This is a genomic window from Pseudomonas sp. NPDC090233, from assembly GCF_044772285.1.
Lineage (GTDB): Bacteria > Pseudomonadota > Gammaproteobacteria > Pseudomonadales > Pseudomonadaceae > Aquipseudomonas.
The window spans coordinates 435,814-461,312 of record NZ_JBIVYQ010000002.1 but is presented as its reverse complement, the minus strand read 5'-3'; the positions used below and the strand labels follow the sequence as shown (position 1 = coordinate 461,312).

Below are 25,499 nucleotides of genomic sequence, written 5' to 3'. Positions count from 1 at the left end.
ACCAAAAGCCGACAGGGCGCGCTTGGCGTCCTGCCGGCTTGGGTTGGAGTGGGGGAGGGCTCAGGCGCTGGTCAAGGCGACGGCCGGTTGCACGTTGCCATGTTGGCGGGCCAAGTCGTGATAGAGCGCCTGGCCAATCTCGGCGGCGCGGGATGGCAACACCGACAGCAGGGTGTCGCTCAGCCCGTGGCTGTTTTCGCAGAAGCCTTGCAGATAGACCGAGGCCTGCAGCTCGGGGCTGGCCAGAACCCGGTAGTTGCGGTCGACGGCGAAGTCTTCCAGGTAGCCGGCGAGCGGTGCCAGCAGGTCGCGGTGCGAGCGGCGTTCATAGCCGGTGGCGAGGATGATCGCATCGTAACGGTGGGTCTGGTGCTGGTCGGTGGCCAGGTCGCGCAGGGTCAGCTCGATACCGTCGCGGGTGGCGACGACCGCTTCTACCTGGCGACGACACAGCACGTTGTGGCGGAATTGGTGCGAGACCTTCTGGCGATAGAGAATGCCGTAAATGCGCTCGATCAGGTCGAGGTCGACCACCGAGTAGTTGGTGTTGTGGTACTCACCGAGCAGCTTGGAGCGTTGATCGGCCGGCTCGTTGTAAACCAGATCGGTGTAGTCCGGCGAGAAGATCTCATTGACGAACGGGCTGTCGTCGGCCGGCTTGAGCGCGGATCCGCGCAGCACCATGTCGACCTTGACCGATGGGTAGCTGTCGTTGAGGTCGATGAACGCTTCGGCGGCGCTCTGGCCAGAGCCAATCACCGCAATGCGCATCGGCTTGCCTTCGGAGCACGGCAGCTTGTTCAGGCTGCTCAGGTACTGGGAATGGTGGAAAACACGCGGGTCATCCTTGAACGCCCCGAACTTTTCAGGAATTTTCGGGGTACCGCCGCTGCCGACCACGACCGAGCGGGTACGCCGGCTGTATTCACGGCCCTGGGTGTCGCGCGACACCAGGCGCAGATGCTCGACACGGCCGGCTTTCAACTCAGGTTCGATGCGCAGCACTTCCTCACCGTAAACGGACTGAGTGGCGAAATGCTCGGCGGCCCAGCGCAGGTAATCGTTGTACTCCAGACGGCAGGGGTAGAAGGTGCCGAGGTTGATGAAATCGGCCAGCCGCTGTTTCTGGTGCAGGTAGTTGACGAAGCTGTACGGGCTGGTGGGGTTGCGCAGCGAGACCAGGTCCTTGAGGAACGAAATCTGCAGCTCACTCTGGGTGGCCAGGGTTTCGCCATGCCAGCGGTAGTCTTTCTGCTTGTCGATGAACAGTGCATCGAGGGCGTGGCCGTTGGTCTGGGCGAGTTCTTCCAGGGCGATGGCCAAGGCCAGGTTGGATGGGCCGAAGCCCACGCCGATCAGATCCTTGATGGTTTCCGGGTTTGAAGACTGGCTCATGGCTGCGATTCCATAATGGTCGAATGTGGGCGCCTACCGGTGCTCCGGCTCCTGCGCGAGTACATTGGTTGGAACGAGCCACGTTGTGGGGAATTTACTGAAGTTCGGTGCTGGGCGTTAAAGCTTCGCGCAAGACGGCCGATAGGCAGGTCAACGCATGGACCCATTTTCAAGACAGGGACAAGAACATGACCGGTATCGCGGCAATTACCATCAACAACGTATCCGCGCAGGCAATGGGCACCGCACAGGCTGCCAGCAGCGAAACGGAAAAGACCGACGAGGCGCAGAAGAGCGGGGCGTCGAGCGCTGCTACAGAATCCGGCAAGGCCCGGGCAGGCGGCGGCGCCCAGGGGGCGCAGCAAAGCGAGGAAAGTTCAGAGCCTGCGCACATTCAACAGCTGCGCGAGATGATCAAGAAGCTGCAGCAGCAGTTGGCCGAGGAACAGAAACAACTGAGCAGCCTGATGGCGCAGAAAATGGAAGAAACGGCCAAGGTGGCGGCCGTGAGTGCCAAGCAGGCGAGCATCGCCACGCTCAATGGCGAAATCATGCAGGCTACCGCAGAGTTGCTCCAAGCCTTGCAGAAGACCGGCGGTAGCAGCGCTGGCGGGATGGTCAGCACGCAGGCTTGAGTTGCCTGCCTGGCCCCTTCGCGGGTGAGCCGCGAAGGGGCTGATCAGGTTATTCCGAAGCCAGGCGGCTCTTGTTCTGCCGGTCAGACTTGTACTGCATCGCCACGGCCGGTGCCGGCTTGGCCGCACCGGTCTCCAGCCACTGACGCATGCGGCTGGCATCGGCAAAATGGGTGTACTTGCCGAATGCGTCGAGGATCACCATGGCCACCGGCCGGTTGTCCATGCGCGTCAGCAGCACCAGGCAATGGCCGGCCTCGTTGGTGAACCCGGTCTTGGTCAGCTTGATGTCCCAGTTGCTCTTGTTCACCAGGTGGTCGGTATTACGGAAGCCCAGCGTGTAGTTGGGTTTGCGGAACGCCACGGTTTTTTCGCGGGTGGTCGACAGCTCGCTCAGCATCGGGTACTTGCGCGACGCCAACAGCAATTTGGCTAGGTCGCGAGCGTTGGACACGTTCTGGGTCGACAAGCCAGTCGGTTCGACATAGCGGGTATGCGCCATGCCCAGGCTGCGGGCCTTGGCGTTCATCGCCTTGATGAATGCCGGATAGCCGCCAGGGTAGTGGTTGGCCAGGGTGGTGGCGGCGCGGTTTTCCGACGACATCAAAGTGATCAGCAAGGTCTCGCGGCGGTTGAGTTCGCTGCCCAGGCGCACGCGCGAATACACGCCCTTCATGTCCGGGTTGTTGGCGATGGTCATGGTGAGCATCTCGTCCATGGGCAGCTTGGCGTCGAGCACGACCATCGCCGTCATCAGCTTGGTCACCGAAGCGATTGGCACTACCCGGTCGGCGTGGCTCGAATACAGCTCCTGATTGGTGTTCAGGTCGATCAGCAGGGCGCTGCCGGAAGCCAGATGCAGCTTGGAAGGGTCGCGTTGAATCTGGGCTGGGGGTTGTGCAGCAGCGGTCGACGGTAGGGTCGCTGTACCTGTGAGCAACAGCAGCAGGCTGAGGATGGACAGGGATGTTTTCACGTTGAGGCTCACTAAAAGTTGGTATGTCGTTGGCTGTGCAAGGGTTTCCCCCTTAAAACCGCTCGCATTCTGGAGTATGGCTGAACGGCTGTCGATTGCTCGTTGTGCATGCCCTTCGAAATGAAAAAAGATTAATGCTGTATCGGTTATTCCCGCCCCGTTCGTCGGTTGGTGCAGGCAAAAAAAGACCCGCCAAAGGGCGGGTCAGAACACGCTTAGGGAGCAACGCACAACAAATTCGGTCAGGCGATCAGGCGATCATCTTGCAATTGCTCGGCAAGTGCCTGGGCAGAGGCTCGGGTTGACAGCGGGCCGCTCACTGGTTCGCCGTTGCGCATCAGGTACCAGCAAGCCAGCAAACCTTTTTCACGCAGGGTAGAGGGAACAGCGCTGCCGATGACGGACATGATCTGGATAGTGGCCATGGGGACCTCCTGTAAACATGGCCCTACCTTACGCAGCAGCCAGCTTGCTTTGAAATCAACTCGCTCAATAGTGCTCATTAGCTTTATCAACGGTCACCAGCGCGGTGGGGCGTACCCCGCGTTTGGGGCCTAACTACTATGACGCCGGTCTCTGTCAGCTGAGCGCAGGCAAAGGGTAAAGGTTGTGTAAGGGGCGACAAGCGGAGAGGTCTGATACGCTGAATAAACGATTCAGTTGTGGTTCAGGAGCAAGTTATGTTGGTAACTCCCAGCAGAGACACGGTACTGTGCATTTCCCTGGCCGGCCGGCCAGGGACCTTCGGCGTGCGCTTCCATAACCACCTGTACCAGCAGTTGGGTCTGGATTTCTACTACAAGGCGATGAGCACCGATGACTTGCCAGCCGCTGTGGCGGGGATTCGTGCGCTGGGCATTCGCGGGTGTGGGGTATCGATGCCCTACAAGGAAGCTTGCATGGCGCTGGTGGACGAGGTGGACCCGTCAGCTGCTGCCATCGAGTCGGTCAACACGCTGGTCAATCGTGGTGGTCATCTGAAGGCCTATAACACCGATTACCTGGCGGTACGGCAGTTGCTCGAACGACATCAGGTCGATCCGGCCACCGCTTTCGCGTTGCGCGGCAGTGGCGGCATGGCCAAGGCGGTAGCCAGTGCGCTGCGCGATGCCGGATTCAGAGAGGGCATCATCGTCGCACGCAACGAGCAGGCGGGGCGACAACTGGCGGATACATGTGGTTATCGCTGGGTCGACGATTTGGGAGACCTGTGCCCGCCGATGCTGGTGAACGTGACGCCGATTGGCATGGCGGGAGGGCCAGATGCCGATCAGCTGGCATTCACGGAAAACGCCATTGCAGCGGCCGAATGGGTATTCGACGTGGTGGCGATGCCGGCGCAGACGCCGCTGATTCGCCGGGCGCAGGCACTGGAGAAGTCGGTGATCACCGGGCTGGAGGTGATTGCGTTGCAGGCTCTGGAGCAGTTCGTGCTCTATACCGGGGTGCGGCCTACGCAAGAGCAGGTTGACGCTGCAGTGGCGTACGCACGCGATATCTAGGCTGATAGTACCGGCCCCGCGAAGAGGCCGGCACTGACAACACGTCAAAACGCTTTATGCCCCTTGTCCAGCTGTTCATCCACCAGGGCGCGGCCATGGGCCAATGAAACATGCTGCGCATTCTCAAGGTCAGAGAAGAACTTCATCGGCATCGAAATCCGCTTGCTGGTGTGGCCCTGCGGATCAGTGATCAGGCAGCCGGCGGCATAAGGGAGGGGGCAGTCGGGATGGGGCATCACACTGGCGGTGATGGTGTGGTCGCGGTATTCACAGTGAAGAGATTGCATCGTCCTTACCTCGCTGTGGCTAGTGAAGCGCTTACCTTCATATACCACAGCAAGGGGCCGGGAGTTCCCGGCCCGACGAGCGCGTGCCGATCAATCAGCCTTTGAGTTCAGCCGGCTGGATCACTTCGACCCAGTAACCGTCCGGGTCTTTGACGAAGGCCAGGTGGTTCATGCGGCCATCGGCCAGACGCTTCTGGAACGGCACGTTCAGTTCTTCGAAGCGTGCGCAGGCAACGCGCACGTCCGGTACGGAAATGCAGATATGGCCAAAACCGCGTGGGTCAGTGTTGCCGTTGTGGTAGGCGAATTCCGGGTCTTTCTCGGTGCCGTGGTTATGGGTCAGCTCCAGCACGCCCGGGATGGACTTCATCCACTGGTGGCGTTCGGCGTCGTTCGCGGGAATCTGCGCCGGGTCGACCAGGGCCAGGAAGTACAGGCTGAAGGCCGCTTCCGGGAAATCACGCTTGTCGACCAGGCGGAAGCCCAGGACGCGGGTGTAGAAATCCAGCGATTTCTCGATGTCCTTGACCCGCAGCATGGTGTGGTTGAAGACGAAATTGGCGGTGGCAACGTCAGGCTGTGCAGTGACGCCTGGCAGGGTTTGCAGATCGTGCAGGCTCATGGGTACTCCAGAGTCGAGGCTGGCACCGGGGCCAGCAGAAAAGACAGGCGAGCCATGATACGGCAGTGAAGCGATTGCGCAAATGAAAGCGCCCTGCACGAGGCAGGGCGCTGGAAGAGAGGCCCGCATGTGCGGGCGCGTGATGGGGTCGCTAGTCCTTTAGCTGTCTCGATACTGAGCCAGCCCTTGTGAAAAAAGTGTGAAGCATGCGTTGACGTTTCATCAGCGCAGCCAACTTTCCACGGTGCCGGCCCCATACTGTTCTTTCCATGCCTTGAGGCCGCGATGGTTCCCCCCTTTGGTCTCGATCAACTCGCCGGTATGCGGGTTCTCGTACACCTTGACCACGCGTGGGCGGCGCTGCTGTTTCGGTGCGCTGGCAGCGCCTCGGGTCGCGGCTTTGGGGTCGAGAATGGCGATGATATCGCGCAGACTTTTGTCATAGCTTTTCATCAGGCCGACTAGTTTCTGCTCGAATTCGATTTCGCGTTTTAGGCCGGCATCCTTTTTCAGCGCCTCCAGTTGAGCCATCTGTTCCTGGAGCGCTTTTTCGGCAGCACGAAACTCTGCAAGTCTGGACACTGTAATCACTCCTGTACGTCATCCGTGGCGGGGCGTGACGAACATTGAAGGCAAATAACGCCGGCCACGCGGGTGGGTGAAACTGTTCGCTGATATCGAGTGTAGACATTAGTCGCAGTCGGGTAAACTGCAAACTTTTCCAAGTAAGACGGGAACTTTGCAAGTTTTCCGAGCGGTAATTTCGAGCGTTTTGAGTGGCGCATTTCCGCACCGCTAGACCAAGGTCCTATGGCCTGTGCCAGAGCCTTTGAGCGATCATTTCAGATGATGGTCGGGTGTTGTTCGGCCGCGTCATCTGCGCATGGCATTGAGTCGCCACGCCTTGTTTATTCGCCTTTCTTTGGATGTTCCCTCGCATGTTTGCCCCCTTTCCTCTCGCCCCCGGGCGCCGTGTTGCCGGCCTGTTGCTGTTGTGCGCCGGTGCACAAGTCCAGGCCGCCGGTTTTTTTGAAGACAGCAGTGCCAAGGTCGAAGCACGCAATGTTTATTTCAACCGGGATTTTCGTGACGGCCACAGCAGTTCCAGCCAGGGCGCGTCCAAGCGAGAAGAGTGGGCTCAAGGCTTCATTCTCAATGTGCAGTCCGGTTTTACTCAGGGTCCGGTCGGTGTTGGCGTAGATGCGCTCGGCATGTTCGGATTCAAACTCGACTCCAGCCCAGCAGACAGCAACAGCGGTTTGCTGCCGTCTTCAGGCCATGATCCGCGGCATTCTGCCGACCAGTACGCCAAGATGGGCGTGGCGGCCAAGGTCAAGGTGTCCAGCACCGTGCTCAAGTACGGTTCGATGATGCCGGACCTGCCCTTGGTGAAATACAACGATGGCCGTCTGCTGCCGACCATGTTTCACGGCGCCATGCTCACCTCCGAAGAAGTGCGTGACCTGAAGTTCACCCTGGCTCGGCTGAACAAGTACACCGCGCGCGATTCCACCGATCGCCAGGACATTCGCGTGCACTGCAAGAACAAACGCTATGCCTGCGATATCGAAGCCGACCACTTCGACCTGGCCGGGCTCGACTACCGCTTCAATGACCGGCTCAGTGCCCAGTATCAAGTGGCCAAGCTGGAAAACATCTATCGCCAGCACTTCTTCGGCCTGGTAGCCAGCCAGCCCCTGTCGGTCGGCAGCCTGTCGGCCGATTTGCGCCTGATCAAGAGTGACGACATCGGCAACGCCCGAGCCGGCGAAATCGACCACCGCGCCTTCAGCGGCATGCTTGGCTACAGCCAGGCTGGCCACAAGCTCAGCGCCGGCTGGCAGCGCATGTACGGCGAGAGCGCCATGCCGTACCTCGATGGCAGCAACCCGTACCTGGTCAACTATGCCCAGGTCAACGACTTTGCCGCCGCCCAGGAACGCTCCTGGCAACTGCGTTACGACTATGACTTCAAGGCTCTCGGCCTGCCCGGCCTGACCTTCTTCACCCGGTACATCAACGGCGACCACGTCAAGGTTCCAGGCAGCAGCGCTGAAGGCAAGGAATGGGAACGCGACACCGAGTTCAAGTACCAGGTGCAAAGCGGCACGTTCAAGGATGTCAGCGTGCGCCTGCGCAATTCCACGTACCGCAGCAACTACGAGAAATGGGCAAGGGACATGGACGAGACCCGGGTCATCGTCAGCTATAACTTCTCTATTCTTTAACCGACACGCCGGACGGTGCCATGAAACATTTGCTGCTGATAGGCATCGGCCCGGGTGATCCTCGTCAGGTCACCTATGAAGCAGTCGAAGCGCTGCGCCGCGCCACGGTGATTTTCGTTCTCGACAAGGGCTCGGGCAAGGATGAGCTGATACGCCTGCGCAAAGCCATCATTGACCGCTACCGGCCCGAAGGCGGCTATCGCCTGGTACAGGTAGCGGACCCGCCGCGCGATGGCGAGGCCAGCGATTATGTGGCCGCGGTCCAGGACTGGCACCGCCAGCGAGCAGCGCTCTATGCCCGGTTCATCCTTGATGAGCTGGGCGGCGAGGACATCGGCGCGTTTCTGTTGTGGGGCGAGCCGGGGCTGTATGACAGCACCCTGCGCGTTCTCCAGTTGGTCCGCGAGCGTGGCGTCTCGCTGCACCTGGAGGTCATCCCCGGTATCAGCAGTGTCCAGGCCCTGGCAGCTCGACACCAGGTGCCACTCAACCGCATCGGCGAGCCTCTACGGGTGCTGCCAGGCCGCCGCCTGGCGGAGCAGGGCAGGATAGACAACGTGGTGGTAATGCTCGATGGGCAGTGCGCATTCGCCGCGCTCGATGACCCTGAGCTGGTGATCTACTGGGGCGCTTACCTGGGGACGGATGACGAGGTGCTGATCGCCGGGCCGTTGCAGGTGGTCAAGGCCCGGATCATGGCGGTGCGGGAGGAGGCGAGAGCGCGCAAGGGGTGGATCATGGATACCTACCTGCTGCGGCGGGAGCTGTAGGCTCTGAGACGCTCTTCGCAGGTCTCAGGCCTTACCCAGAATGGCCACTACCTTGTCGCGCAACTGATCGATGCCGAACGGCTTACCGATCATGTGCATCCCCTCGGGCACATTGAGGCTCTCGGCATAGCCGCTGGCAAACAATACCGGCAACAGAGGCCGCAGTTCACGAGCCTTGGCCGCCAGCTCCTCGCCGCGCATGTCCGGCAATCCGACGTCTGTCATCAACAGCGCCAAGGGTTGGTCGGCGTCCTTTAGAATCTTTAGCGCAGCAGCGGCACAGTCCGCTTCGATGGCCTGATAGCCCAGTTCGTCGAGCACTTCGACCATCAGCATACGGACGATGTCGTCATCTTCGACTACCAAGAGATGCATTGTGTGATCCTGTACCAGAAGAATGTCTTTATTCTGTGCGCCAGGTGGCGGCAGAAGTTCCCTCAGGATACCGATCGTTGCAAAAGGAGGGAACGATTGGCGAACCCAACCTTCAAATACTGGCTAAATGCCCTGCCGAAGCCGACAAAGCTGGTTAGACTCGCTGTTAACCGGTGAGCGCGGCGGCAAGCAACAGAGGCATTATCCGCCACACCGTTCAATGGACTTTTTTTCGCTCGGGCGTCTTCACATGATTCAAGCAGCCTCGATGGACCAGCAAAGCTTTCGCAAGCTGTTGAGCCGCAATATTGGCCTCCCCCTGGGAGTGGGCCTGCTCGGTGCCGTGGCCTTTGTCGCGGTGATCAGCTACCTGCTGTCGGCCATGCAATGGGTTGAGCACACCGATCGGGTGATCGGTAATGCCAACGAAACGGTCAAGCTGTCGATCGACATGGAAACCGGCATGCGCGGGTTTCTGATCACCGGCGACGAGCGTTTCCTCGACCCCTATGAAGTGGCCAAGCCGAAGATTTTCGGCAGCCTGAACAGCCTGCGCGGCATGGTTGAGGACAACCCGCAACAGGTCGACCGCATCGACCGGCTGATTGCCCTGCAGCAGGCCTGGAATGATTTCGGCACCGAAATGATCAACCAGCGCCGTAACGGTGGCGATTACCGGGAGTCGGTCGGCAATGGTCGCGGCAAGCGCATCACCGACGAGATCCGCAAGGAGTTCGATGGCCTGATCGGCACCGAACAGCAGTTGCGCATGGCCCGTAATGAAAAGGTCAGCACGGTCACCGTGACTGCCATCACCGCCTTCGTGCTGCTCATCGTCGGCCTCAGCGCACTGCTGGCCTACCTGGGGCGGCGTGATCTGCTGGCCCTGTCGGGCAGCTACGACGACAACCTCAAGGCGCAACAGCGCTCGGCCGAACGTCTGGAACACCAGGCCTGGCTGCGCAACGGCCAGACGCAACTGGCCGAGCAGGTGCTGGGCCAGCTAACCCTGCCAATGCTGGGCGACAACATCCTGCGTTTCTTCGCCAGCTACCTGGGCAGCGTGGTCGGCGCCTTGTATGTGCGCGATGGCCATGGCCGCCTGGTGCGGGTGGCCAGCTACGGTCTGGACGCCGAAGAGCAGGCGCGCGAGCAGGTACTGGCGGCCCACGATGGTTTGCTGGCTCAAGCGGTGCGGGAAGGCCGGCTGCTGCGCCTGGACGACTTGCCCGAGGATTACTACCGCCTCAGTTCCGGCCTCGGCAGCGGCCTTCCGCGCAGCGCACTGCTGATGCCGGCCAGCGAAGACGGCCAGATCAACGGCGTCATCGAACTGGGCTTCCTGCGCCCGCTGCAGGAACGTGACGACGAGCTGCTGGAGCGGGTCGGCGGCAACCTTGGCATGTCCATCGAAAGCGCCCGCTACCGCCAGCGCCTGCAGGAAGTGCTGGCCGAAACCCAGCAGCTCAACGAAGAATTGCAGGTGCAGCAGGAAGAGCTGAAGACCGCCAACGAAGAGCTCGAAGAGCAATCGCGTGTGCTCAAAGAGTCCCAGGCTCACCTGGAAACCCAGCAGGCGGAGCTGGAGCAGACCAACGAGCAGCTGTCCGAGCGCACCGATGCCCTGGACCGCAAGAACGACGAACTGAGCCAGGCCCAGGAAGAGCTGCAGGCCCGTGCCGACGATTTGCAGCGTTCGAGCAAGTACAAGTCCGAATTCCTCGCCAACATGTCCCACGAGCTGCGTACGCCGCTCAACAGCTCGCTGATCCTGGCCAAGCTGCTGGCCGAGAACGGCGAGGGCAACCTCAGTGGCGAACAGGTCAAGTTCGCCGAATCCATCTACTCGGCCGGCAACGACCTGCTGAACCTGATCAACGACATCCTCGACATCGCCAAGGTCGAGGCCGGCAAGCTCGAAGTGCGTCCTGAAACCACTCAGCTGGAGCGCCTGGTCGAAGGCCTGCGCGGCATGTTCCTGCCGTTGGCCGAGCACAAGGGGCTGAACTTCGAGGTCAAGGTCGAGCCGCACGTCCCCGTTACGCTGTTCACCGACCGCCAGCGCCTGGAGCAGATCCTCAAGAACCTGCTGTCCAACGCCATCAAGTTCACCGACCACGGCCAGGTCAGCCTAAACATCAGCCACCAGGCTGGCACTGGCATCGTCTTCGCCGTGCGCGATTCGGGCATTGGTATCGCCGCCGACCAGCAGCAGGCAATCTTCGGCGCCTTCCATCAGGTCGACGGCAGCAGCAACCGCCGCTACGGCGGCACCGGCCTCGGCCTGTCGATTTCCCGCGACCTGGCGCACTTGCTCGGCGGGCAGATCAGCGTCGACAGCAGCCCGGGGCAAGGCAGTGTGTTCAGCCTGATCGTTCCGGAGCGCTACGAGGCCGAGGCCGATGAAGTCGAGGCCCTGAGCCTGCGCCCAGCGGTAGACAGCTTGCCACCAGCCCCCAAAGTCGCGACGGCCGTGGCGCCGAAACTGCCGGCACCAGCGTTCGCCGACGACCGCGAGCGGGCGCCGTTCGGCAACCGCTGCATCCTGGTGATCGAGGACGAGCCAAACTTCGCCCGTATCCTCTTCGACCTGGCCCACGAACTGGGCTACAGCTGCCTGGTGGCCCAGGGCGCCGACGAGGGCTTCGCGCTGGCCGCACAATTCATACCCGATGCGATTCTGCTGGACATGCGCCTGCCCGACCACTCCGGCCTCACCGTGCTGCAGCGCCTGAAAGAGCTGGCCGCCACCCGGCATATTCCGGTGCACATCATTTCTGTGGAAGACCGCGTCGAGGCGGCCATGCACATGGGCGCGGTGGGCTACGCGGTCAAACCGACCAGCCGTGAAGAGCTCAAGGAAGTGTTCGCCCGCCTGGAAGCGAAGCTGACGCAGAAGCTCAAGCACATCCTGCTGGTGGAGGATGATGACCTGCAGCGCGAAAGCATCGCCCGCCTGATCGGCGACGACGATGTCGAGATCACCGCCGTGGCTATGGCCCAGGATGCCCTGGCACTGTTGCGCGAGAACATCTACGACTGCATGATCATCGACCTCAAGCTGCCCGACATGCTCGGCAACGAGCTGCTCAAACGCATGACCGCCGAGGATATCCGCTCGTTCCCGCCAGTGATCGTCTACACCGGGCGCAACCTCACCCGCGAAGAAGAAACCGACCTGCTCAAGTATTCGCGCTCGATCATCATCAAGGGCGCCCGCTCGCCGGAACGCCTGCTCGACGAAGTGACGCTGTTCCTGCACAAAGTCGAATCGCAGTTGTCCCATGAACGCCAGCGCATGCTCAAGACCGCGCGCAGCCGCGACAAGGTGTTCGAGGGCCGCAAGATACTGCTGGTGGATGACGATGTGCGTAACATCTTCGCCCTCACCAGTGCCCTGGAGCACAAGGGCGCCATCGTCGAGATCGGCCGTAACGGGCGCGAAGCCATCGAGCGCCTGGAGCAGCATGACGACATCGACCTGGTGCTGATGGATGTGATGATGCCGGAGATGGACGGCTTCGAGGCCACCCGGCTGATCCGCCAGCAGGCGCGCTGGCGCAAGCTGCCGATCATCGCCGTGACCGCCAAGGCAATGAAGGACGACCAGCAGCGCTGCCTGCAGGCGGGTGCCAATGATTACCTGGCCAAACCGATCGACCTGGACCGCCTGTTCTCGTTGATACGCGTGTGGCTGCCGCAACTGGAGCGAATTTGACTAGCGAGCGCAATACCGACATCGAGATCCGGCTGCTGATCGAGGCGATCTACCTCAAGTACAGCTACGATTTTCGCAACTATTCCGGCGCTTCGATCAAGCGCCGGATTCTCCATGCCTTGCGCCAGTTCGACTGCCTGACCGTATCGGCCCTGCAGGAACGGGTGCTGCATGACCCGGGCATGTTCATGCAGTTGTTGCAGTTCCTGACCATCCCGGTCAGCGAGATGTTCCGCGACCCGAGCCACTTCCTTGCCCTGCGCAACGAGGTGGTGCCGCTGCTGCGCACCTGGCCGTCGATCAAGATCTGGATCGCCGGTTGCAGCACGGGCGAGGAGGTGTACTCGATGGCCATCCTGCTGCGCGAGGAAGGCCTGCTGGATCGCACCATCATTTACGCCACCGACATCAATCCACGCTCGCTGGACAGAGCCAAGCAGGGTATCTACTCGATGCAGAGCATGCGCGAGTACGAAGAAAACTACCGCCTGGCCGGTGGCCGCCGTGACTTTACCGAGTACTACACCGCGGCTTACGGCAACGCCATCATGGACAGCAGCCTGCGCGACAATGTCACCTTCGCCGACCACAGCCTGGCCACCGACAGCGTGTTTTCCGAAACCCAGTTGGTGTCGTGCCGCAATGTGCTGATCTACTTCAACAAAGACTTGCAGGATCGCGCCTTGGGGCTTTTCCACGAGTCGTTGTGCCACCGCGGTTTCCTGGTGCTGGGCAGCAAGGAGTCGGTGGACTTCTCGGCTTACAGCGACCGCTTCGAGCCGCTGGTCAAGCCTGAACGGATCTTCCGCAAATCATGAACGACGTACGCGCGGTGGTGATCGGTGCCTCGGCGGGCGGCGTGCAGGCGTTGTTCCAGGTGCTCGGCAGCTTGCCGGCGGCATTCGTCACACCGGTGCTGTGCGTGCTGCACTTGCCGGATGACCGCCACAGCCAACTGGCCGAAGTGCTGGAACGGCGCCTGCACCGACCCGTGCGCGAGGCCTGCGACAAGGAAGCTATCGCCCCAGGCCAGATCTACGTGGCGACGCCGGGTTATCACTTGTCGGTGGAGCAGGATCTGCGCCTGTCCTTGAGCCAGGAGGAACCGGTGCATTTCTCCCGTCCAGCGATCGATTTCCTGTTCACCTCGGCGGCCGATGCCTTCGGCGAGGGCCTGCTTGGCATTTTGCTGACCGGCGCCAATGAAGACGGTGCCCAAGGCCTTGCCTATATCAAGAACAGCGGCGGCCGGACTGTGGTCCAGGACCCCCGCGACGCCCAGGTAGCGCTGATGCCGGAGGCCGCATTGGCCCTGCACCAGCCCGACCATATTCTTTCTCTGAGCGGTATCGAGCAGTTGCTCGCTAACCTGGAATCCAGCGCATGCTAAGCCACACTCCCGCCAAACTGCTGATCGTCGACGACCTGCCGGAAAACCTGCTGGCCCTCGACGCCCTGCTCCAGGGCGAAGACCGCGAGGTGCACCAGGCCCAGTCTGCGGAAGCCGCATTGTCGTTGTTGTTGGAGCACGAGTTCGCCCTGGCCATCCTCGACGTGCAGATGCCGGGTATGAATGGCTTCGAGCTGGCCGAGCTGATGCGCGGTACGGAAAAGACCCGCAATATCCCGATCGTCTTCGTCACCGCTGCCGGACGCGAGATGAACTACGCCTTCAAAGGCTACGAAAGCGGAGCGGTGGACTTTCTGCACAAGCCGCTCGACACCCTGGCGGTGAAGAGCAAGGTTTCGGTGTTCGTCGACCTCTATTGCCAGCGCAAGGTCCTCGACCGCCAGCTGCAAGCTCTGGAGCGCAGCCGCCAGGAACAGGAATTGTTGCTGACCCAGTTGCAGGTGGCACGTGGCGAGCTGGAGCACGCGGTGCGCATGCGCGACGACTTCATGTCGATCGTCTCGCACGAAGTGCGTACGCCGCTCAATGGGCTGATCCTGGAAACCCAGCTGCGCAAGATGCATCTGACTCGCGGCAACCTTGACGCCTTCAGTGCCGACAAGCTGCAGGCCATGGTCGAGCGTGACGAACGCCAGATCAACAGCCTGATCCGGCTGATCGAGGACATGCTCGATGTCTCGCGCATCCGCACGGGGAAGCTGTCTTTACGGCCCAAGCTGTTCGACCTGGGGCAATTGGTGCGCGGCCTGGTGGAAAACTTCGCCGCCCAGGCCACGGCGCTGGATACCCATATCGAACTGCAGCGCTGCGAACCTCTGCGAGGGGAGTGGGATGAGTTTCGGATTGAACAAGTGGTAGCCAACCTGTTGTCCAATGCGTTGCGCTATGGCGAACGCCAGCCGGTCGAGGTACGTGTGTTCGAGCGCGATGGCATGGCCTGGGTGCAGGTGCAGGACCACGGTATCGGTATCAGCAGCGCCAATCAGCAGCGGATCTTCCAGCAGTTCGAGCGCGTGGCGACGCAACAGGCGAGCGGTGGGCTGGGCTTGGGGCTGTATATCTCGGAGCAGATCGTGCAGGCCCACGGCGGGCAGATCCAGGTCGAAAGTGAAGAGGGCAAGGGCGCCACGTTCAGCCTGCAATTACCGCTGACGCGGCTTTCAGAACAAAACGACCAGGTGCGGGCAACCTCTGCCTGAGCCTGGGGTCAGATGGGCCAACTGTATGAATTTCAAGGCGTTGTTGTCATGAGTGAAGATGCACAAGATGTGGTTCTGGTGGTCGAGGACGAACCGGCGATTCGTATGATCCTGCGGGATTACCTGGCAGGCGAGGGGTACCACGTGCTGGTGGCCGAAGACGGTGAACAGGCGTTCGCGATCCTGGCGAGCAAGCCGCACCTGGATTTGATGGTGACCGATTTTCGTTTGCCGGGCGGTATTTCCGGGGTGGAAATCGCCGAGCCGGCGGTGAAATTGCGGCCAGATTTGAAGGTTATTTTCATCAGCGGTTATCCCGCAGAGATCTTGGAGTCGGGTAGCCCGATTGCCCGCAAGGCACCGATTCTGGCCAAGCCATTTGACCTGGACACGCTGCATCAGCAGATTCAGACGCTGTTGCGCTGAATAGGCCTGAACGAACTACCGGAGGGTGCGTTCCAAACCACCTTTCAGCAAGCTCTCCATAAGGCCTAATCCCTGCTCTGGAGGCAATGCCTGCAGCATTCCCGGCAGTTGATTCAGCAACGTCGCCACCACATGCGCCGTCGCCATCAATGCCTCCCTGTGCACTTTCGCCTGCGGCGCAATCAACGGCAGCAAGCCCGCTTCGTATCGCTTGCGCAACGACGCCAGGCGGGCTTGCTGTTCTTCGTTCAGGCAACAGAAATCCCGCTCCGCCAATCGAAACTGCAGCGGCCGCTCGGCGTGTAACTGCCAATGCGCCGCGATCAGGCACGACAATGCCGAACTGCCACGGGCCATGGCGCGGCGTCCCAGTTCCAGGGTCGCCTGCAACTCCTCGTACAACTCTTCGATCAAGTCGTACAGCAAGTCCTGTTTGCTGGGAAAGTGGTGATACAGCGACCCCGCCGTCAACCCCACATGGGCCGCCAGTTCGCGCATGCTGACCTGGCCGAAGCCTTTTTCGGCGAACAGCGCCATGGCCCGGTCACGTCGCTCTTCGAAGTTGGCACAGCGCACTGCGGCATTGACCGGCGGCATGCTGTTAGCTCCTTAGTAAGTGAAGAAGCCACGGCCGCTTTTGCGCCCCAACCAGCCCGCCGCGACCATTTCCTTGAGCAGCGGGGCAGGGCGGTACTTGCTGTCGTTGAAGCCCTCGTGGAAGGCCTCCATGATCGCCAGCAAGGTGTCCAGGCCGATCAGGTCGGCCAGGGCCAGCGGGCCGATCGGCTGGTTGCATCCCAGGCGCATACCGGTGTCGATGTCCTCGGCACTGGCCAGGCCTTCCTGGCGTACGAAGATCGCTTCGTTGATCATCGGCACGAGGATGCGGTTGACCACGAAGCCTGGACGGTTGCCGGCGGTGATCGGGGTCTTGCCGAGCTTTTCGGTGACCAGCAGCGCCTGGGCGTAGGTACTGTCGCTGGTCTGCAGGCCACGGATGATCTCGACCAGGGCCATCATCGGCACCGGATTGAAGAAGTGCACGCCAATGAAGCGCTCGGGGTGCTCGATGCTGGCCGCCAGCTGGGTGACCGACAGCGACGAGGTGTTGGTGGCGATCAGGCAGTCGGCCGTTACATTGGCCGCCACCTGCTGCAGGATGCGCTGCTTGAGCTGCAGGTTTTCGGTGGCTGCTTCGATCACCAGTTGCGCGGTGCTTAATTGGACGTAATCAGTGCTGGTACGGATGCGCGCTTTGGCGGCCTGCGCGCGCTCGGCGTCGAGGGTGCCTTTGTTCACCTGGCGCTCCAGGTTCTTGCTTAAAGTGGCTACGCCGCGCTCCAGCGCAGCCTCGGAGACGTCCACCAGCAGCACTTGATAACCGGCCACCGCGCACACTTGCGCGATGCCGTTGCCCATGGTGCCGGCGCCAATCACGGCGATTTGTTCAATAGTCATGTTGTTGTTCCGTTAAACGCGCTCGAAGACCACGGCAATGCCTTGGCCGCCGCCGATGCACATGGTGGCCAGTGCGTAGCGGCCCTGGATGCGCTGCAGTTCATGGATGGCCTTGGTGGCGATGATCGCCCCGGTGGCGCCGACCGGGTGGCCCAGGGAAATGCCCGAACCGTTCGGGTTGACCTTCTCCGGGTCGAAGTCCAGCGCGCGGGCCACGGCGCAGGCCTGGGCGGCGAAAGCTTCGTTGGACTCGATCACGTCAAGGTCGCTGATCTTGAGGCCGGTTTTTTCCAGCACCTTGCGTGTAGCGGGGATTGGCCCCAGGCCCATCAGGTGTGGCTCGACGCCAGCGTGAGCATAGCCTACCAAGCGTGCCAGCGGCTTTAGGCCAAGGCGACGCACAGCGTCACCGGTGGCCAGCACCAGGCCGGCAGCGCCGTCGTTGATGCCACTGGCGTTGCCGGCGGTGACGGTGCCGTCTTTCTTGAATACGGTTTTCATGCCGGCCAGTTGTTCGGCCGTCACATCGCCGCGCACGTGTTCGTCCACGGCGAACTCGACGGTGCCTTTGCGGGTTTTCAATTGCAGCGGCACGATCTGGCTGTCGAAACGGCCTTCTGCCAGGGCGCGAGCAGCGCGGCGCTGACTGGTCAGGGCCAGCTCATCCTGCATTTCGCGGGTGATGCCATGCTCGGCGGCGACGTTTTCCGCGGTGATACCCATGTGGAAATGTTCGAACGGGTCCTGCAGCACACCGACGGTGTAGTCGATGCCCTGCAGGTCGCCCATGCGTGCGCCCCAGCGCGCTTGCGGCAGCAGGTAAGGGCCGCGGCTCATGGATTCGGCGCCGGCCGCCAGGGCCACGTCGGTGTCGCCCAGCAACAGGCACTGGGTGGCCGAAACGATGGCTTGCAGGCCCGAACCGCACAGGCGGTTGACGTTGAAGGCCGGGGTTTCCTTGGGGATGCCGGCGTTCATCGCCGCTACCCGGGCCAGGTAGGCATCGCGTGGCTCGGTGGGAATCACGCTGCCCATGACCACGTGACCGATTTGTTCGGCGGCTACACCCGAACGCTCGATGGCGGCGCGGGTAATGGCGGTGGCGAGGTCGGCCAGGGGCAGGTCCTTGAGCGAACCGCCAAAACCACCGATGGCGGAACGGACGGCACTGACGACGTAGATTTCTGCGCTGCTCATGATGGCTCCGATTGCTAAGGCATGGCGGGAAAGGGCCAGGCTCTGCGAGAATGGCCGGCGATCCCGGATGGGGTTCGAGTCTAGGCAAAGGCTCTGTTGTAGCCTATGCCGGATCTGTTCAGTCAACCTGGCACTTTTTGCCACTCAGCATAGACAGCGAATTCCGCCATGCGCGATAGCGATACGGTCGCCGTGTACTTTCTCAATGCCATGTTGCATGTCCTGCGCGATCAGCCTGAAGCGCGTGATGCCCACCTGCGCAAGGTAGGTATCGACCCGGCGCTGCTCGGTCAGCCCCAGGTGCGCGTGCCGGCCAAGGCATTTGCCGAGCTTTGGCTGGCGCTGATCCATCGGCTCGATGACGAGTTCTTTCGTCTCGACAGCCATGGCATGCCGCTGGGCAGCTTCGCGTTGATTTGCCGTGGCCTGATCCAGGAACCGAATCTGGAAAAGGCCCTGCGCCAGTGTCTGGGCAATTTCGGCCTGTTCCTGCGTGACTTGCACGCCAGCCTGACCGTGCGCGGAGCTCGCGCCGTGATCAGCGTGCAGTCGGCTATTGCCGACCCATTGACCCGAGTCTACGCCGAAGAAACCTACCTGGTGCTGGTGATCGGCCTGCTCTGCTGGCTGGCCGGGCGCCGCATTGCCATCGACCGCACCGAGCTTGCCCTGGCACGCCCTGCCCAGGAAGACGACTTGCTGTTGTGGGGGCCGGATTTGCGCCTGGGAAGTGGTCGGACGGAGGTTGAGTTCGACAGCGCCTTTTTGCGCTTGCCGGTGGTTCAAGACCTCAGCAGCCTGAAGACTTTTCTGCGCAGTGCGCCGCAGGGGTTGGTGATCCGGTTCCGCAACCAGAATGGCGTGGTGGCAGAGGTCTACCGTCATTTGCGCGCGCGTCGCTTCGGCCAATGGCCCACCCTGGAGGCCTTGGCGAAACTGCAGGGCATCAGCGCCAGCACCTTTCGTCGGCAACTGGAGCGCGAAGGGCGGTCGTATCAGCAGATCAAGGATGAGGTGCGCCGCGCGATGGCGTTCGAGCGCTTGCGCGAAGGGGTGATGAGCGTGGCCGAGATTGCCGAGCAGGCCGGGTTTCAAGAGCCCAGTGCATTCCACCGGGCTTTCAAGAAATGGACGGGGCAGAGCCCAGGCAGCTACCGGGCGAGGCTAGCTGCCCGATAGCGGCGCAGCACTCAGTCCTGCAGTTTGGCCGCCAAGGCCCTGACCCGCGTCAAGTCGCCTTTGGCGACCTTGGTCACCCCCGCGCCATAATGGGCATCGGCCTTGTACAGGAACGACAGGATGATGTGCTTGCTCTGATCGTCGGCTGCCGCGAGCGCCTGGCCAAAGCTGTTCACCAGGTCGCGTTGCTCGCTCTTGCTGTACGAACGGTAAAGATCACCGGCCTGCTTGAAGTTCTGCTGCTTGGCAATGCCCTGTTGCTGGGTGGTCCCGCTCAACGGCAGCTGGCTGTAACGTGCCGATTCGGTACTGGTGCGTGGCTGCAGGCGGCTGGGCTCATAGTTGACCATCCCGTGGGTTCGGTTGGCGTTGAGGGCGCCGTCCTGGTTGCCATTGTTGACGGCAGCCCGCGGCTGGTTGATAGGCAGGCTGTTGACATTGGCGCCTACCCGGTACATCTGGGTATCGGCGTAGGAGAACAACCGGCCCTGCAGCAAGCGGTCCTCGGATGGCTCAATCCCGGGGATAAGGTTCGAAGGCGCCAGGGCGACCTGCTCGGTTTCCTGGAAGAAGTTGCCGACATTGCGGTTGAGTACCATCTGGCCGACCCGGTGCTCGGGCACGCCAGGCCAGATCTTCGTGGCATCCAGCGGGTCGAAATCGAACTTTGTCAGCTGCTCTGGGCGCAACGTTTGAATGAAAAGGTCCCACTTGGGATAGTCGCCACGATGGATGGCACTGACCAAGTCCTCGGTCATATGACTGAAATTCTTGCCCTGGATCCGCTCGACAGCTTTGGGATCAAGGTTTTCTCGGCCCTGCAGGCTCTTCCAGCGGAACTTCACGTAAGTGGCTTCGCCCTTTTTGTTGACGAACTTGTAGGCGTGGACGCTGTTGCCGTCCATGTGCCGATAGCTCTTTGGCGTCCCTTCGTTGGAGTAGAGCAGCGTCAGCGTGCGTGTGGCTTCCGGCATGTGTGAGAACAGATCGAAGCGCCTGGCATCGTTACCCAGGTTGCTGCGCGGGTCGGGCTTGAACGCATGGACCATGTCCGGGAATTTGATCGCATCGCGAATGAAGAAGGTCGGGAAGTTGTTGCCAACCAGGTCCCAGTTGCCGGTGCTGGAATAGAAGCGTGTGGCGAAGCCACGCGGGTCACGCAGCGTCTCGGGCGAGTGCAGGCCATGCACCACCGAGGAGAAGCGGACGAACACTGGCGTTTTCTGCCCAGGCGTGAACAGTGGCGCTATGGTAAGGGCGGAAAGGTCTTGAGAAGCGGTGAATTCACCGTGGGCCCCCGTGCCACGGGCATGCACCACGCGCTCGGGGACGCGTTCGCGGTCGAAGCGTTGGAGTTTCTGAATCAGTTGCACATCCTGTAGCAGGGTTGGCCCCGCCGCGCCCGCGGTCTGCGAATGCTGGTTTTCACCAACGGGCGCGCCGTTGTCGCGGGTCAGCGGCTGAGCCTGCAAGACAGGGCTCGATAACAGGGTGACGCATAACAGGATGCGAGTCGGCGAAGTCAGGCGGGTTAACGGCATTGAAGATGCTCACGGTTTTTGATTGAAAACCGATGCTAGTAACGCCGCCTGCAGCGCGCAGTCAGAAAAATCACCACCTGTTGCAGGAATCAAGTGGTTGTTGACTCATGCTGGCACCATGGCGAACCCCACGCCAAACCGGTTCCAGGCATTAATGGTGGCGATGGCCAGGGTCAGGTTGACAACCTCGGTCGGCTCGAAATGCGCTTGCAGCGTTTCGTACTCAGGCTGCGGCGCACCACGCTCGGGCAGGCGGGTAAGGCTCTCGACCCAGGCCAGCGCTGCACGCTCGCGGGGGGTGAAGTATTGGGTCTCCTGCCACACGCTCAGCGTCTGCAGACGCGCTTCGGTTTCGCCGGCCTTGCGTGCGTCGTTGGCGTGCATGTTCACGCAGTAGGCGCAGCCGTTGATCTGCGAAGCACGCAGGCGCACCAGCTCCAGCAGCGAATTTTCCAGGCCGCTCTTGGCCAAGGCCTGTTCCAGGCCGACCATGGCTTTATAGGCCTCAGGTGAGTGCTTGGCCCATTCGATACGGTTGTGCATGGCGATCTCCAAAGTAGGTAGGGTGGACATGGCGCTACCTTAGCGCTGTCGCTCCCTCTGACCGATAGCCAATCCTGCACATTGCCGGGAGGCCAATCGCACCATTCAGGTGCCCACTGGCAGGCATCCAATCTCTTCATTTCTGCCCTGCCTGGCGAGGCGGGATAATGCCGCAGTCTTGAATCATGAGAGTGGATCGATGTGTAACGAACGCTTCAAACAGTGCAAGCAGGCGAACCGGCCATGAGGGGCGCGTTGAACCTGCTGCTGGTGATGTTGCTGGCGCTCAACCTGCGGCCGATCCTGACCAGCATCGGCCCGTTGCTCGAACCCATGCGCGTCAGTACCGGCCTGGGTTACCAGCAGGCAGCGTTGCTCACCGCGCTGCCGGTGTTGTGCATGGGTCTGGTGCCACTGATGCAACCCTGGGTGCGCCGTTGGCTCAGTGAGCATGGCGGCATGCTCGCTGGCCTCGCGGCCATTGCCCTGGCGTGTCTCTGGCGACTGCAGTTGGACAGCGCCTGGGCGCTGATCGCCAGCGCGGTATTGGCCGGGCTAGGCGTGGCGGTGGTGCAAGGCATGATGCCGGGGCTGGTCAATCGCTGGTTCCCCAACCGCCTGGCGGGGACCATGGGCCTTTATTCGGCTGCCCTCATGAGTGGAGGTGGGCTGGCAGCAGTGCTCGGGCCACATATCAGCGGGTATTTCGGCCATTGGCAGGCCGGCCTTGGGCTATGGGCGATTCCGGCGCTGCTGGCGGTGCTCGCCTGGGCCGTGCTGCGCCCGCGTGACGCGGTGCCGAAACTGGCGGGTGCTGCCGAGGGGCATTGGTTCGGTACGCGTCGCGCCTGGTTGCTGGCGCTGTACTTTGGCCTGATCAATGGCGGCTACACCAGCATGGTGGCCTGGCTTCCGGCCTATCACCTGGAGCATGGCGGCACCGCCCAGGGAGGCGGTGATCTGGTCGGCCTGATGACCATTTTCCAGGTCGCCGGCGCGCTCGGGCTGCCCTTGTTGCTGCGACGCTTGGCCGACCGTCGCCCTGGCTTGTGGCTGGCGTTGTCGATCCAATTGGCAGGTTTTCTCGGCTTGCTGCTGGCGCCCTCGCTGGCCATGGGAGTGTGGGTAGCGATGATCGGCCTTGGCCTGGGTGCGTGCTTCAGCCTGAGCCTGACCTTGACCCTGGAACATTTGAAAACCCCCGGCGAAGCGGGCAGCTTGGCAGCATTTGTACAGGGGGTCGGCTTCATCATCACGGGCACCGTGCCGTATGTCACCGGTTGGCTGCGCGATGTCACGGGTGACTTCCAGGCGTCGTGGACGCTGTTGACCGTCACCGTGCTGGCCATGCTGCTGGTGACCACTTGCTTCGCGCCGCGGGGTTATGCCGCTGCCATCGCCCGGCCACGGCAAGAGAACCAGGCGGCGACCGTTAGCTGAGGCGCTGCAGAGTGTCGCGCACGCGGTCGAGTGCCGGGTCGATGTCCAGCACTTCGATGGCGCCAAAGCCGAACACCAGCCCGGGGCGCACAGGTGCTTCGCTGAAGAAGGGGGCCAACGAGTAAAGGCCGACTTCCACCTTGCGGGCGAGGTTGGCCAACAGCTCGATGTCGAGCCCTGGCTGTGCCAGCGCGCTGAGGTGAAAACCCGCACTGGCCGGGACCACGCTGAACCATGGCGCGAGGTCGCCCTCCAGCCGCGCCAGGATGCGCGCGCGGCGGGCGCTATAGATGTCATGACAGCGGCGGATGTGCTTGCTCAGGTGCCCTTCGCTGATGAATCGCGCAAGGGCCCACTGCAGCAGCGTTGGGCTGTGCCAGTCGCTCAGGTGCTTGGCCACGCAGGCGGCGCTGAGCACGGCCGGGGGCAGCACCGCATAGCCCAGGCGCAGTTCCGCCAGCAATGTTTTGGAGAAGGTACCGACGTAGGCCACCAAGCCATGCCGGTCTAGGCGCTGCAAGGCGTCCGAGGCTGGGCCCTGGTAGCGAAATTCACAGTCGTAGTCGTCTTCGATGATCAGTGCGCCGAGCTCGGCAGCCCGGTCCAGCAGCGCCAGGCGCCGGGCTTCGCTCATCGGCATGCCGAGCGGAAACTGGTGCGAGGGAGTGACGTAGATCAGCCGTGTGCCGTCGGCGATCTGCTCGACGCACAGGCCTTGCTCATCCACCGGCACCGACTGCAGGCGTGCGCCCAGCGCCAGGAACAGCTGGCGGGCGGGTGGGTAGCCAGGGTCTTCCATGACCACCGGGCAGCCTGGCTCGATCAACACGCGGGCGATCAGGTCCAGGGCCTGTTGGGCACCGTTGCACACCAGGATATCCGCAGCACTGCAATGCACGCCGCGGGCGAAGGCGATGTGGTGAGCGATGGCTTCACGCAGCTCTGGCAGGCCCTGGGCCGGGAACTGCCGCTCGGGGTGGCGCTGGCTGCGGCGCAGGGCGTAATTCAGGCAACTGCGCCAATGGTCGAAGGGGAATTGCGACTTGATCGAGGCACCGCCGACGAAGTCATAGCGTGAAGGTGCTTCTTGCGTGCGTCTGGCCAGTACCGTGGCGCGTTGCTGCCAGCGGTCCAGCGATGCGGCAGCGGCCAGCGGCACGGTTTGCGCCTCGTCATTGCGCACTGGCTGGCGCGGGGTGATGAAGGTGCCACGGCCAACCACGCCGCTGAGCAGGTTGTCGTAGGTCAGTCGGGAATAGGCCTCGGCCACGGTCTTGCGCGATACGCCCAGCTGTTCGGCGAGCAAGCGGGTAGGGGGCAATTGGGTGCCGGCGGCCAGATGGCCGCTGTCGATGCCAGCACGCAGCTGTTGGTAGAGCTGGTCGGCCAAGCCTTTGCGGCCTTCCAGGCGGATGTGCAGTTCCATGAGGGTGTCCAGGATGCAAGAGTGCTGAGGATAGCGGATCTTTGCTAAATTCTACCGCTGCCCCAACGCCCACTACCCGGAAACAGCATGCCGAAGAAGCCCTCGTTGCAGGATGCCAACCCCAAGTCCAGCCCGACCCTGATCGACGTGGCCAAGGTCGCGGGTGTCTCGCCGATCACCGTATCGCGGGCCTTGCATCGGCCCGAGGTGGTCAGCAAGGTCGCGCGGGAAAAGGTGCTGGCCGCCGTACGCGAGGTCGGCTACGTGTCGAACATGCTTGCCGGCAGCCTGGCCAGCAATAGGAGCCGGCTGGTGGCGATCCTGTTGCCCACCATCGCCAACTCGATTTTCGCCGACACCGTGCAGGCCCTGATGGACCGCCTTACGGCTGCAGGCTACCAGACCCTGCTGGGCCTGACGGGCTACTCTGCCGAGCAGGAAGAAAAACTCATCGAGGCCCTGCTTGGCAGGCGCCCTGACGGCATCGTCCTGACCGGCACCCTGCACACTGAAGCCAGCCGCCAGCGCCTGGCCCAATCGGGTATCCCGGTGGTGGAGTCGTGGGACCTCAGCGAGGATCCCCTGGACATGCTGGTGGGGTTTTCCCATGAGGCGGTCGGCGAGGCCATCGCCCGGCATCTGCTGGGCAAAGGCTACCAGCGCTATGCCGTGGTCAGCATTGGCGACCCTCGCGGTCTGCGCCGCTGCAACAGCCTTATAGCGGAGCTGGCCAGGCATGGCTGCGACGGCATCCCCACGCAAATCCTGACCCCACCAGCGACGCTCGAAGTAGGGCGCATCGGGCTGCGGCAATTGCTTAACCAGGGCCACCAGCCCGAAGTGGTGGTGTGCAGCTCCGATACCATCGCCCAGGGTGTGCTTGCCGAGGCGGCCAGTCGTGGCCTGCGTGTTCCCAAGGACCTGGCCGTCATGGGGTTCGGTGACTTGAGCAGTGCAGCCCAGGTTCACCCTCCATTGTCCACCGTGCGCGTCGACGGGACGCGCATAGGCGAGGAAATCGCCCAGGCACTGCTCCAACGCTTCAGCTACCCCGCAGGCAGCGCCGACCCGGTGCGGATCGATACCGGTTTCACACTGATCGATCGTCAGAGCACCTGAGATTTTTTATCTGACCGACGAACTGATGCTTGAATGTTTGCGCAATCATTGT

At 62.0% G+C, this 25,499-nt stretch carries 25 protein-coding genes; 12 read left to right on the top strand and 13 right to left on the bottom strand.

Translation table 11 applies throughout. The annotated features are described in order from the left end of the window. Positions 1–60: 60 nt before the first annotated feature. Entirely contained in the window at positions 61–1,395 is a 1,335-nt protein-coding gene (locus ACIQUF_RS06570; protein ID WP_403129621.1) for a lysine N(6)-hydroxylase/L-ornithine N(5)-oxygenase family protein, read from the bottom strand. 188 nt (positions 1,396–1,583) lie between these two features. Here ACIQUF_RS06570 and ACIQUF_RS06565 point away from each other — a divergent pair, with 188 nt between their 5' ends. Next, complete coding sequence (locus ACIQUF_RS06565; RefSeq protein WP_403130309.1) at positions 1,584–2,030, top strand: hypothetical protein; 447 nt, start codon at positions 1,584–1,586, stop codon at positions 2,028–2,030. Between the two features lie 49 nt (positions 2,031–2,079). On the opposite strand, the gene pbpG is transcribed toward ACIQUF_RS06565, so the two are convergent. Together pbpG and ACIQUF_RS06555 are read right to left on the bottom strand one after the other, a co-directional pair. After that, positions 2,080–3,006 (bottom strand): D-alanyl-D-alanine endopeptidase, encoded by a 927-nt coding sequence (gene pbpG, locus ACIQUF_RS06560; RefSeq protein ID WP_403129620.1) that lies wholly within the window; start codon positions 3,004–3,006, stop codon positions 2,080–2,082. A gap of 242 nt (positions 3,007–3,248) precedes the next feature. Further along, positions 3,249–3,431: a hypothetical protein gene (locus tag ACIQUF_RS06555; RefSeq protein ID WP_403129618.1), complete on the bottom strand. Its 183-nt coding sequence runs from the start codon at positions 3,429–3,431 to the stop codon at positions 3,249–3,251. A 255-nt stretch (positions 3,432–3,686) separates the two neighbouring features. On the opposite strand from ACIQUF_RS06555, the gene ACIQUF_RS06550 reads away from it, so the two are divergent. Continuing rightward, positions 3,687–4,508, top strand: coding sequence for a shikimate 5-dehydrogenase (locus ACIQUF_RS06550; protein WP_403129615.1), 822 nt, complete (start codon positions 3,687–3,689; stop codon positions 4,506–4,508). A gap of 44 nt (positions 4,509–4,552) precedes the next feature. On the opposite strand, the gene ACIQUF_RS06545 is transcribed toward ACIQUF_RS06550, so the two are convergent. From ACIQUF_RS06545 to ACIQUF_RS06535, 3 genes are all read right to left on the bottom strand, one after another. Then, positions 4,553–4,795, bottom strand: a complete 243-nt coding sequence (locus tag ACIQUF_RS06545; protein ID WP_403129613.1) for a hypothetical protein — start codon at positions 4,793–4,795, stop codon at positions 4,553–4,555. 94 nt (positions 4,796–4,889) lie between these two features. Further along, positions 4,890–5,417 carry a lactoylglutathione lyase gene (gloA, locus tag ACIQUF_RS06540; protein ID WP_403129611.1) on the bottom strand — a complete coding sequence of 176 codons (528 nt, stop codon included), beginning with the start codon at positions 5,415–5,417 and terminating at the stop codon, positions 4,890–4,892. A 222-nt stretch (positions 5,418–5,639) separates the two neighbouring features. Continuing rightward, the gene (locus ACIQUF_RS06535; RefSeq protein WP_403130307.1) at positions 5,640–5,999 is read right to left on the bottom strand and encodes a histone-like nucleoid-structuring protein, MvaT/MvaU family; all 360 of its coding nucleotides are present in this window, start codon (positions 5,997–5,999) and stop codon (positions 5,640–5,642) included. A 356-nt stretch (positions 6,000–6,355) separates the two neighbouring features. Here ACIQUF_RS06535 and ACIQUF_RS06530 point away from each other — a divergent pair, with 356 nt between their 5' ends. After that, complete coding sequence (locus ACIQUF_RS06530) at positions 6,356–7,645, top strand: OprD family porin (RefSeq protein ID WP_403129609.1); 1,290 nt, start codon at positions 6,356–6,358, stop codon at positions 7,643–7,645. 20 nt (positions 7,646–7,665) lie between these two features. Continuing rightward, on the top strand, positions 7,666–8,415 hold the full coding sequence (cobF, locus tag ACIQUF_RS06525) for a precorrin-6A synthase (deacetylating) (RefSeq protein WP_403129606.1): 750 nt from the start codon (positions 7,666–7,668) through the stop codon (positions 8,413–8,415). 24 nt (positions 8,416–8,439) lie between these two features. Here the strand turns inward: cobF and ACIQUF_RS06520 are convergent, their stop codons facing one another. Further along, complete coding sequence (locus ACIQUF_RS06520; protein ID WP_403129604.1) at positions 8,440–8,790, bottom strand: response regulator; 351 nt, start codon at positions 8,788–8,790, stop codon at positions 8,440–8,442. A gap of 250 nt (positions 8,791–9,040) precedes the next feature. Here ACIQUF_RS06520 and ACIQUF_RS06515 point away from each other — a divergent pair, with 250 nt between their 5' ends. From ACIQUF_RS06515 to ACIQUF_RS06495, 5 genes are read left to right on the top strand one after another with little or no spacing between them, the layout of a single operon-like run. Further along, complete coding sequence (locus ACIQUF_RS06515) at positions 9,041–12,508, top strand: response regulator (RefSeq protein WP_403129603.1); 3,468 nt, start codon at positions 9,041–9,043, stop codon at positions 12,506–12,508. Continuing rightward, a complete protein-coding gene (locus ACIQUF_RS06510) occupies positions 12,505–13,326 on the top strand; it encodes a CheR family methyltransferase (protein ID WP_403129601.1) in 822 nt (273 codons plus the stop codon). Before ACIQUF_RS06515 ends, ACIQUF_RS06510 begins: the two co-directional genes overlap by 4 nt. Further along, positions 13,323–13,898, top strand: a complete 576-nt coding sequence (locus ACIQUF_RS06505; RefSeq protein ID WP_403129599.1) for a chemotaxis protein CheB — start codon at positions 13,323–13,325, stop codon at positions 13,896–13,898. The genes ACIQUF_RS06510 and ACIQUF_RS06505 overlap by 4 nt, the downstream gene beginning before the upstream one ends. Next, positions 13,892–15,118, top strand: coding sequence for an ATP-binding protein (locus ACIQUF_RS06500; protein ID WP_403129597.1), 1,227 nt, complete (start codon positions 13,892–13,894; stop codon positions 15,116–15,118). Before ACIQUF_RS06505 ends, ACIQUF_RS06500 begins: the two co-directional genes overlap by 7 nt. A 48-nt stretch (positions 15,119–15,166) precedes the next feature. Continuing rightward, positions 15,167–15,544 (top strand): response regulator, encoded by a 378-nt coding sequence (locus ACIQUF_RS06495; RefSeq protein ID WP_176511937.1) that lies wholly within the window; start codon positions 15,167–15,169, stop codon positions 15,542–15,544. A gap of 15 nt (positions 15,545–15,559) precedes the next feature. Here ACIQUF_RS06495 and ACIQUF_RS06490 read toward each other — a convergent pair whose 3' ends face one another. Genes ACIQUF_RS06490 through ACIQUF_RS06480 form a run of 3 tightly spaced genes read right to left on the bottom strand, consistent with a single transcriptional unit; the run spans position 15,560 to position 18,199 of the window. Then, complete coding sequence (locus ACIQUF_RS06490) at positions 15,560–16,141, bottom strand: TetR/AcrR family transcriptional regulator (protein ID WP_403129594.1); 582 nt, start codon at positions 16,139–16,141, stop codon at positions 15,560–15,562. Between the two features lie 12 nt (positions 16,142–16,153). After that, a complete protein-coding gene (locus ACIQUF_RS06485) occupies positions 16,154–17,002 on the bottom strand; it encodes a 3-hydroxybutyryl-CoA dehydrogenase (RefSeq protein WP_403129592.1) in 849 nt (282 codons plus the stop codon). A 12-nt stretch (positions 17,003–17,014) separates the two neighbouring features. Further along, entirely contained in the window at positions 17,015–18,199 is a 1,185-nt protein-coding gene (locus ACIQUF_RS06480) for an acetyl-CoA C-acyltransferase family protein (protein WP_403129590.1), read from the bottom strand. Between the two features lie 168 nt (positions 18,200–18,367). On the opposite strand from ACIQUF_RS06480, the gene ACIQUF_RS06475 reads away from it, so the two are divergent. Continuing rightward, positions 18,368–19,378 carry an AraC family transcriptional regulator ligand-binding domain-containing protein gene (locus tag ACIQUF_RS06475; RefSeq protein WP_403129588.1) on the top strand — a complete coding sequence of 337 codons (1,011 nt, stop codon included), beginning with the start codon at positions 18,368–18,370 and terminating at the stop codon, positions 19,376–19,378. 11 nt (positions 19,379–19,389) lie between these two features. Here ACIQUF_RS06475 and ACIQUF_RS06470 read toward each other — a convergent pair whose 3' ends face one another. Beyond that, positions 19,390–20,919, bottom strand: coding sequence for a catalase (locus ACIQUF_RS06470; RefSeq protein ID WP_403129587.1), 1,530 nt, complete (start codon positions 20,917–20,919; stop codon positions 19,390–19,392). 105 nt (positions 20,920–21,024) lie between these two features. Further along, positions 21,025–21,462 carry a carboxymuconolactone decarboxylase family protein gene (locus ACIQUF_RS06465; RefSeq protein WP_403130305.1) on the bottom strand — a complete coding sequence of 146 codons (438 nt, stop codon included), beginning with the start codon at positions 21,460–21,462 and terminating at the stop codon, positions 21,025–21,027. A gap of 243 nt (positions 21,463–21,705) precedes the next feature. Here ACIQUF_RS06465 and ACIQUF_RS06460 point away from each other — a divergent pair, with 243 nt between their 5' ends. Further along, a complete protein-coding gene (locus ACIQUF_RS06460; protein ID WP_403129585.1) occupies positions 21,706–22,902 on the top strand; it encodes a cyanate transporter in 1,197 nt (398 codons plus the stop codon). Here ACIQUF_RS06460 and ACIQUF_RS06455 read toward each other — a convergent pair. Continuing rightward, positions 22,895–24,328 (bottom strand): PLP-dependent aminotransferase family protein, encoded by a 1,434-nt coding sequence (locus ACIQUF_RS06455; RefSeq protein WP_403129584.1) that lies wholly within the window; start codon positions 24,326–24,328, stop codon positions 22,895–22,897. The two genes, ACIQUF_RS06460 and ACIQUF_RS06455, sit on opposite strands and share 8 nt — an antisense overlap. Positions 24,329–24,415: 87 nt before the next feature. Here ACIQUF_RS06455 and ACIQUF_RS06450 point away from each other — a divergent pair, with 87 nt between their 5' ends. Beyond that, entirely contained in the window at positions 24,416–25,447 is a 1,032-nt protein-coding gene (locus ACIQUF_RS06450) for a LacI family DNA-binding transcriptional regulator (RefSeq protein WP_403129582.1), read from the top strand. Positions 25,448–25,499: the final 52 nt, after the last annotated feature.

Bases quoted from the DNA above. Each gene is read 5' to 3' on its own strand.
- ACIQUF_RS06570 (WP_403129621.1), bottom strand. From the start codon at position 1,395: ATGAGCCAGTCTTCAAACCCGGAAACCATCAAGGATCTGATCGGCGTG.
- ACIQUF_RS06565 (WP_403130309.1), top strand. From the start codon at position 1,584: ATGACCGGTATCGCGGCAATTACCATCAACAACGTATCCGCGCAGGCA.
- ACIQUF_RS06555 (WP_403129618.1), bottom strand. From the start codon at position 3,431: ATGGCCACTATCCAGATCATGTCCGTCATCGGCAGCGCTGTTCCCTCT.
- ACIQUF_RS06550 (WP_403129615.1), top strand. From the start codon at position 3,687: ATGTTGGTAACTCCCAGCAGAGACACGGTACTGTGCATTTCCCTGGCC.
- ACIQUF_RS06545 (WP_403129613.1), bottom strand. From the start codon at position 4,795: ATGCAATCTCTTCACTGTGAATACCGCGACCACACCATCACCGCCAGT.
- gloA (WP_403129611.1), bottom strand. From the start codon at position 5,417: ATGAGCCTGCACGATCTGCAAACCCTGCCAGGCGTCACTGCACAGCCT.
- ACIQUF_RS06530 (WP_403129609.1), top strand. From the start codon at position 6,356: ATGTTTGCCCCCTTTCCTCTCGCCCCCGGGCGCCGTGTTGCCGGCCTG.
- cobF (WP_403129606.1), top strand. From the start codon at position 7,666: ATGAAACATTTGCTGCTGATAGGCATCGGCCCGGGTGATCCTCGTCAG.
- ACIQUF_RS06520 (WP_403129604.1), bottom strand. From the start codon at position 8,790: ATGCATCTCTTGGTAGTCGAAGATGACGACATCGTCCGTATGCTGATG.
- ACIQUF_RS06515 (WP_403129603.1), top strand. From the start codon at position 9,041: ATGATTCAAGCAGCCTCGATGGACCAGCAAAGCTTTCGCAAGCTGTTG.
- ACIQUF_RS06505 (WP_403129599.1), top strand. From the start codon at position 13,323: ATGAACGACGTACGCGCGGTGGTGATCGGTGCCTCGGCGGGCGGCGTG.
- ACIQUF_RS06500 (WP_403129597.1), top strand. From the start codon at position 13,892: ATGCTAAGCCACACTCCCGCCAAACTGCTGATCGTCGACGACCTGCCG.
- ACIQUF_RS06495 (WP_176511937.1), top strand. From the start codon at position 15,167: ATGAGTGAAGATGCACAAGATGTGGTTCTGGTGGTCGAGGACGAACCG.
- ACIQUF_RS06490 (WP_403129594.1), bottom strand. From the start codon at position 16,141: ATGCCGCCGGTCAATGCCGCAGTGCGCTGTGCCAACTTCGAAGAGCGA.
- ACIQUF_RS06485 (WP_403129592.1), bottom strand. From the start codon at position 17,002: ATGACTATTGAACAAATCGCCGTGATTGGCGCCGGCACCATGGGCAAC.
- ACIQUF_RS06480 (WP_403129590.1), bottom strand. From the start codon at position 18,199: ATGAGCAGCGCAGAAATCTACGTCGTCAGTGCCGTCCGTTCCGCCATC.
- ACIQUF_RS06475 (WP_403129588.1), top strand. From the start codon at position 18,368: ATGCGCGATAGCGATACGGTCGCCGTGTACTTTCTCAATGCCATGTTG.
- ACIQUF_RS06470 (WP_403129587.1), bottom strand. From the start codon at position 20,919: ATGCCGTTAACCCGCCTGACTTCGCCGACTCGCATCCTGTTATGCGTC.
- ACIQUF_RS06465 (WP_403130305.1), bottom strand. From the start codon at position 21,462: ATGCACAACCGTATCGAATGGGCCAAGCACTCACCTGAGGCCTATAAA.
- ACIQUF_RS06460 (WP_403129585.1), top strand. From the start codon at position 21,706: ATGAGGGGCGCGTTGAACCTGCTGCTGGTGATGTTGCTGGCGCTCAAC.
- ACIQUF_RS06455 (WP_403129584.1), bottom strand. From the start codon at position 24,328: ATGGAACTGCACATCCGCCTGGAAGGCCGCAAAGGCTTGGCCGACCAG.
- ACIQUF_RS06450 (WP_403129582.1), top strand. From the start codon at position 24,416: ATGCCGAAGAAGCCCTCGTTGCAGGATGCCAACCCCAAGTCCAGCCCG.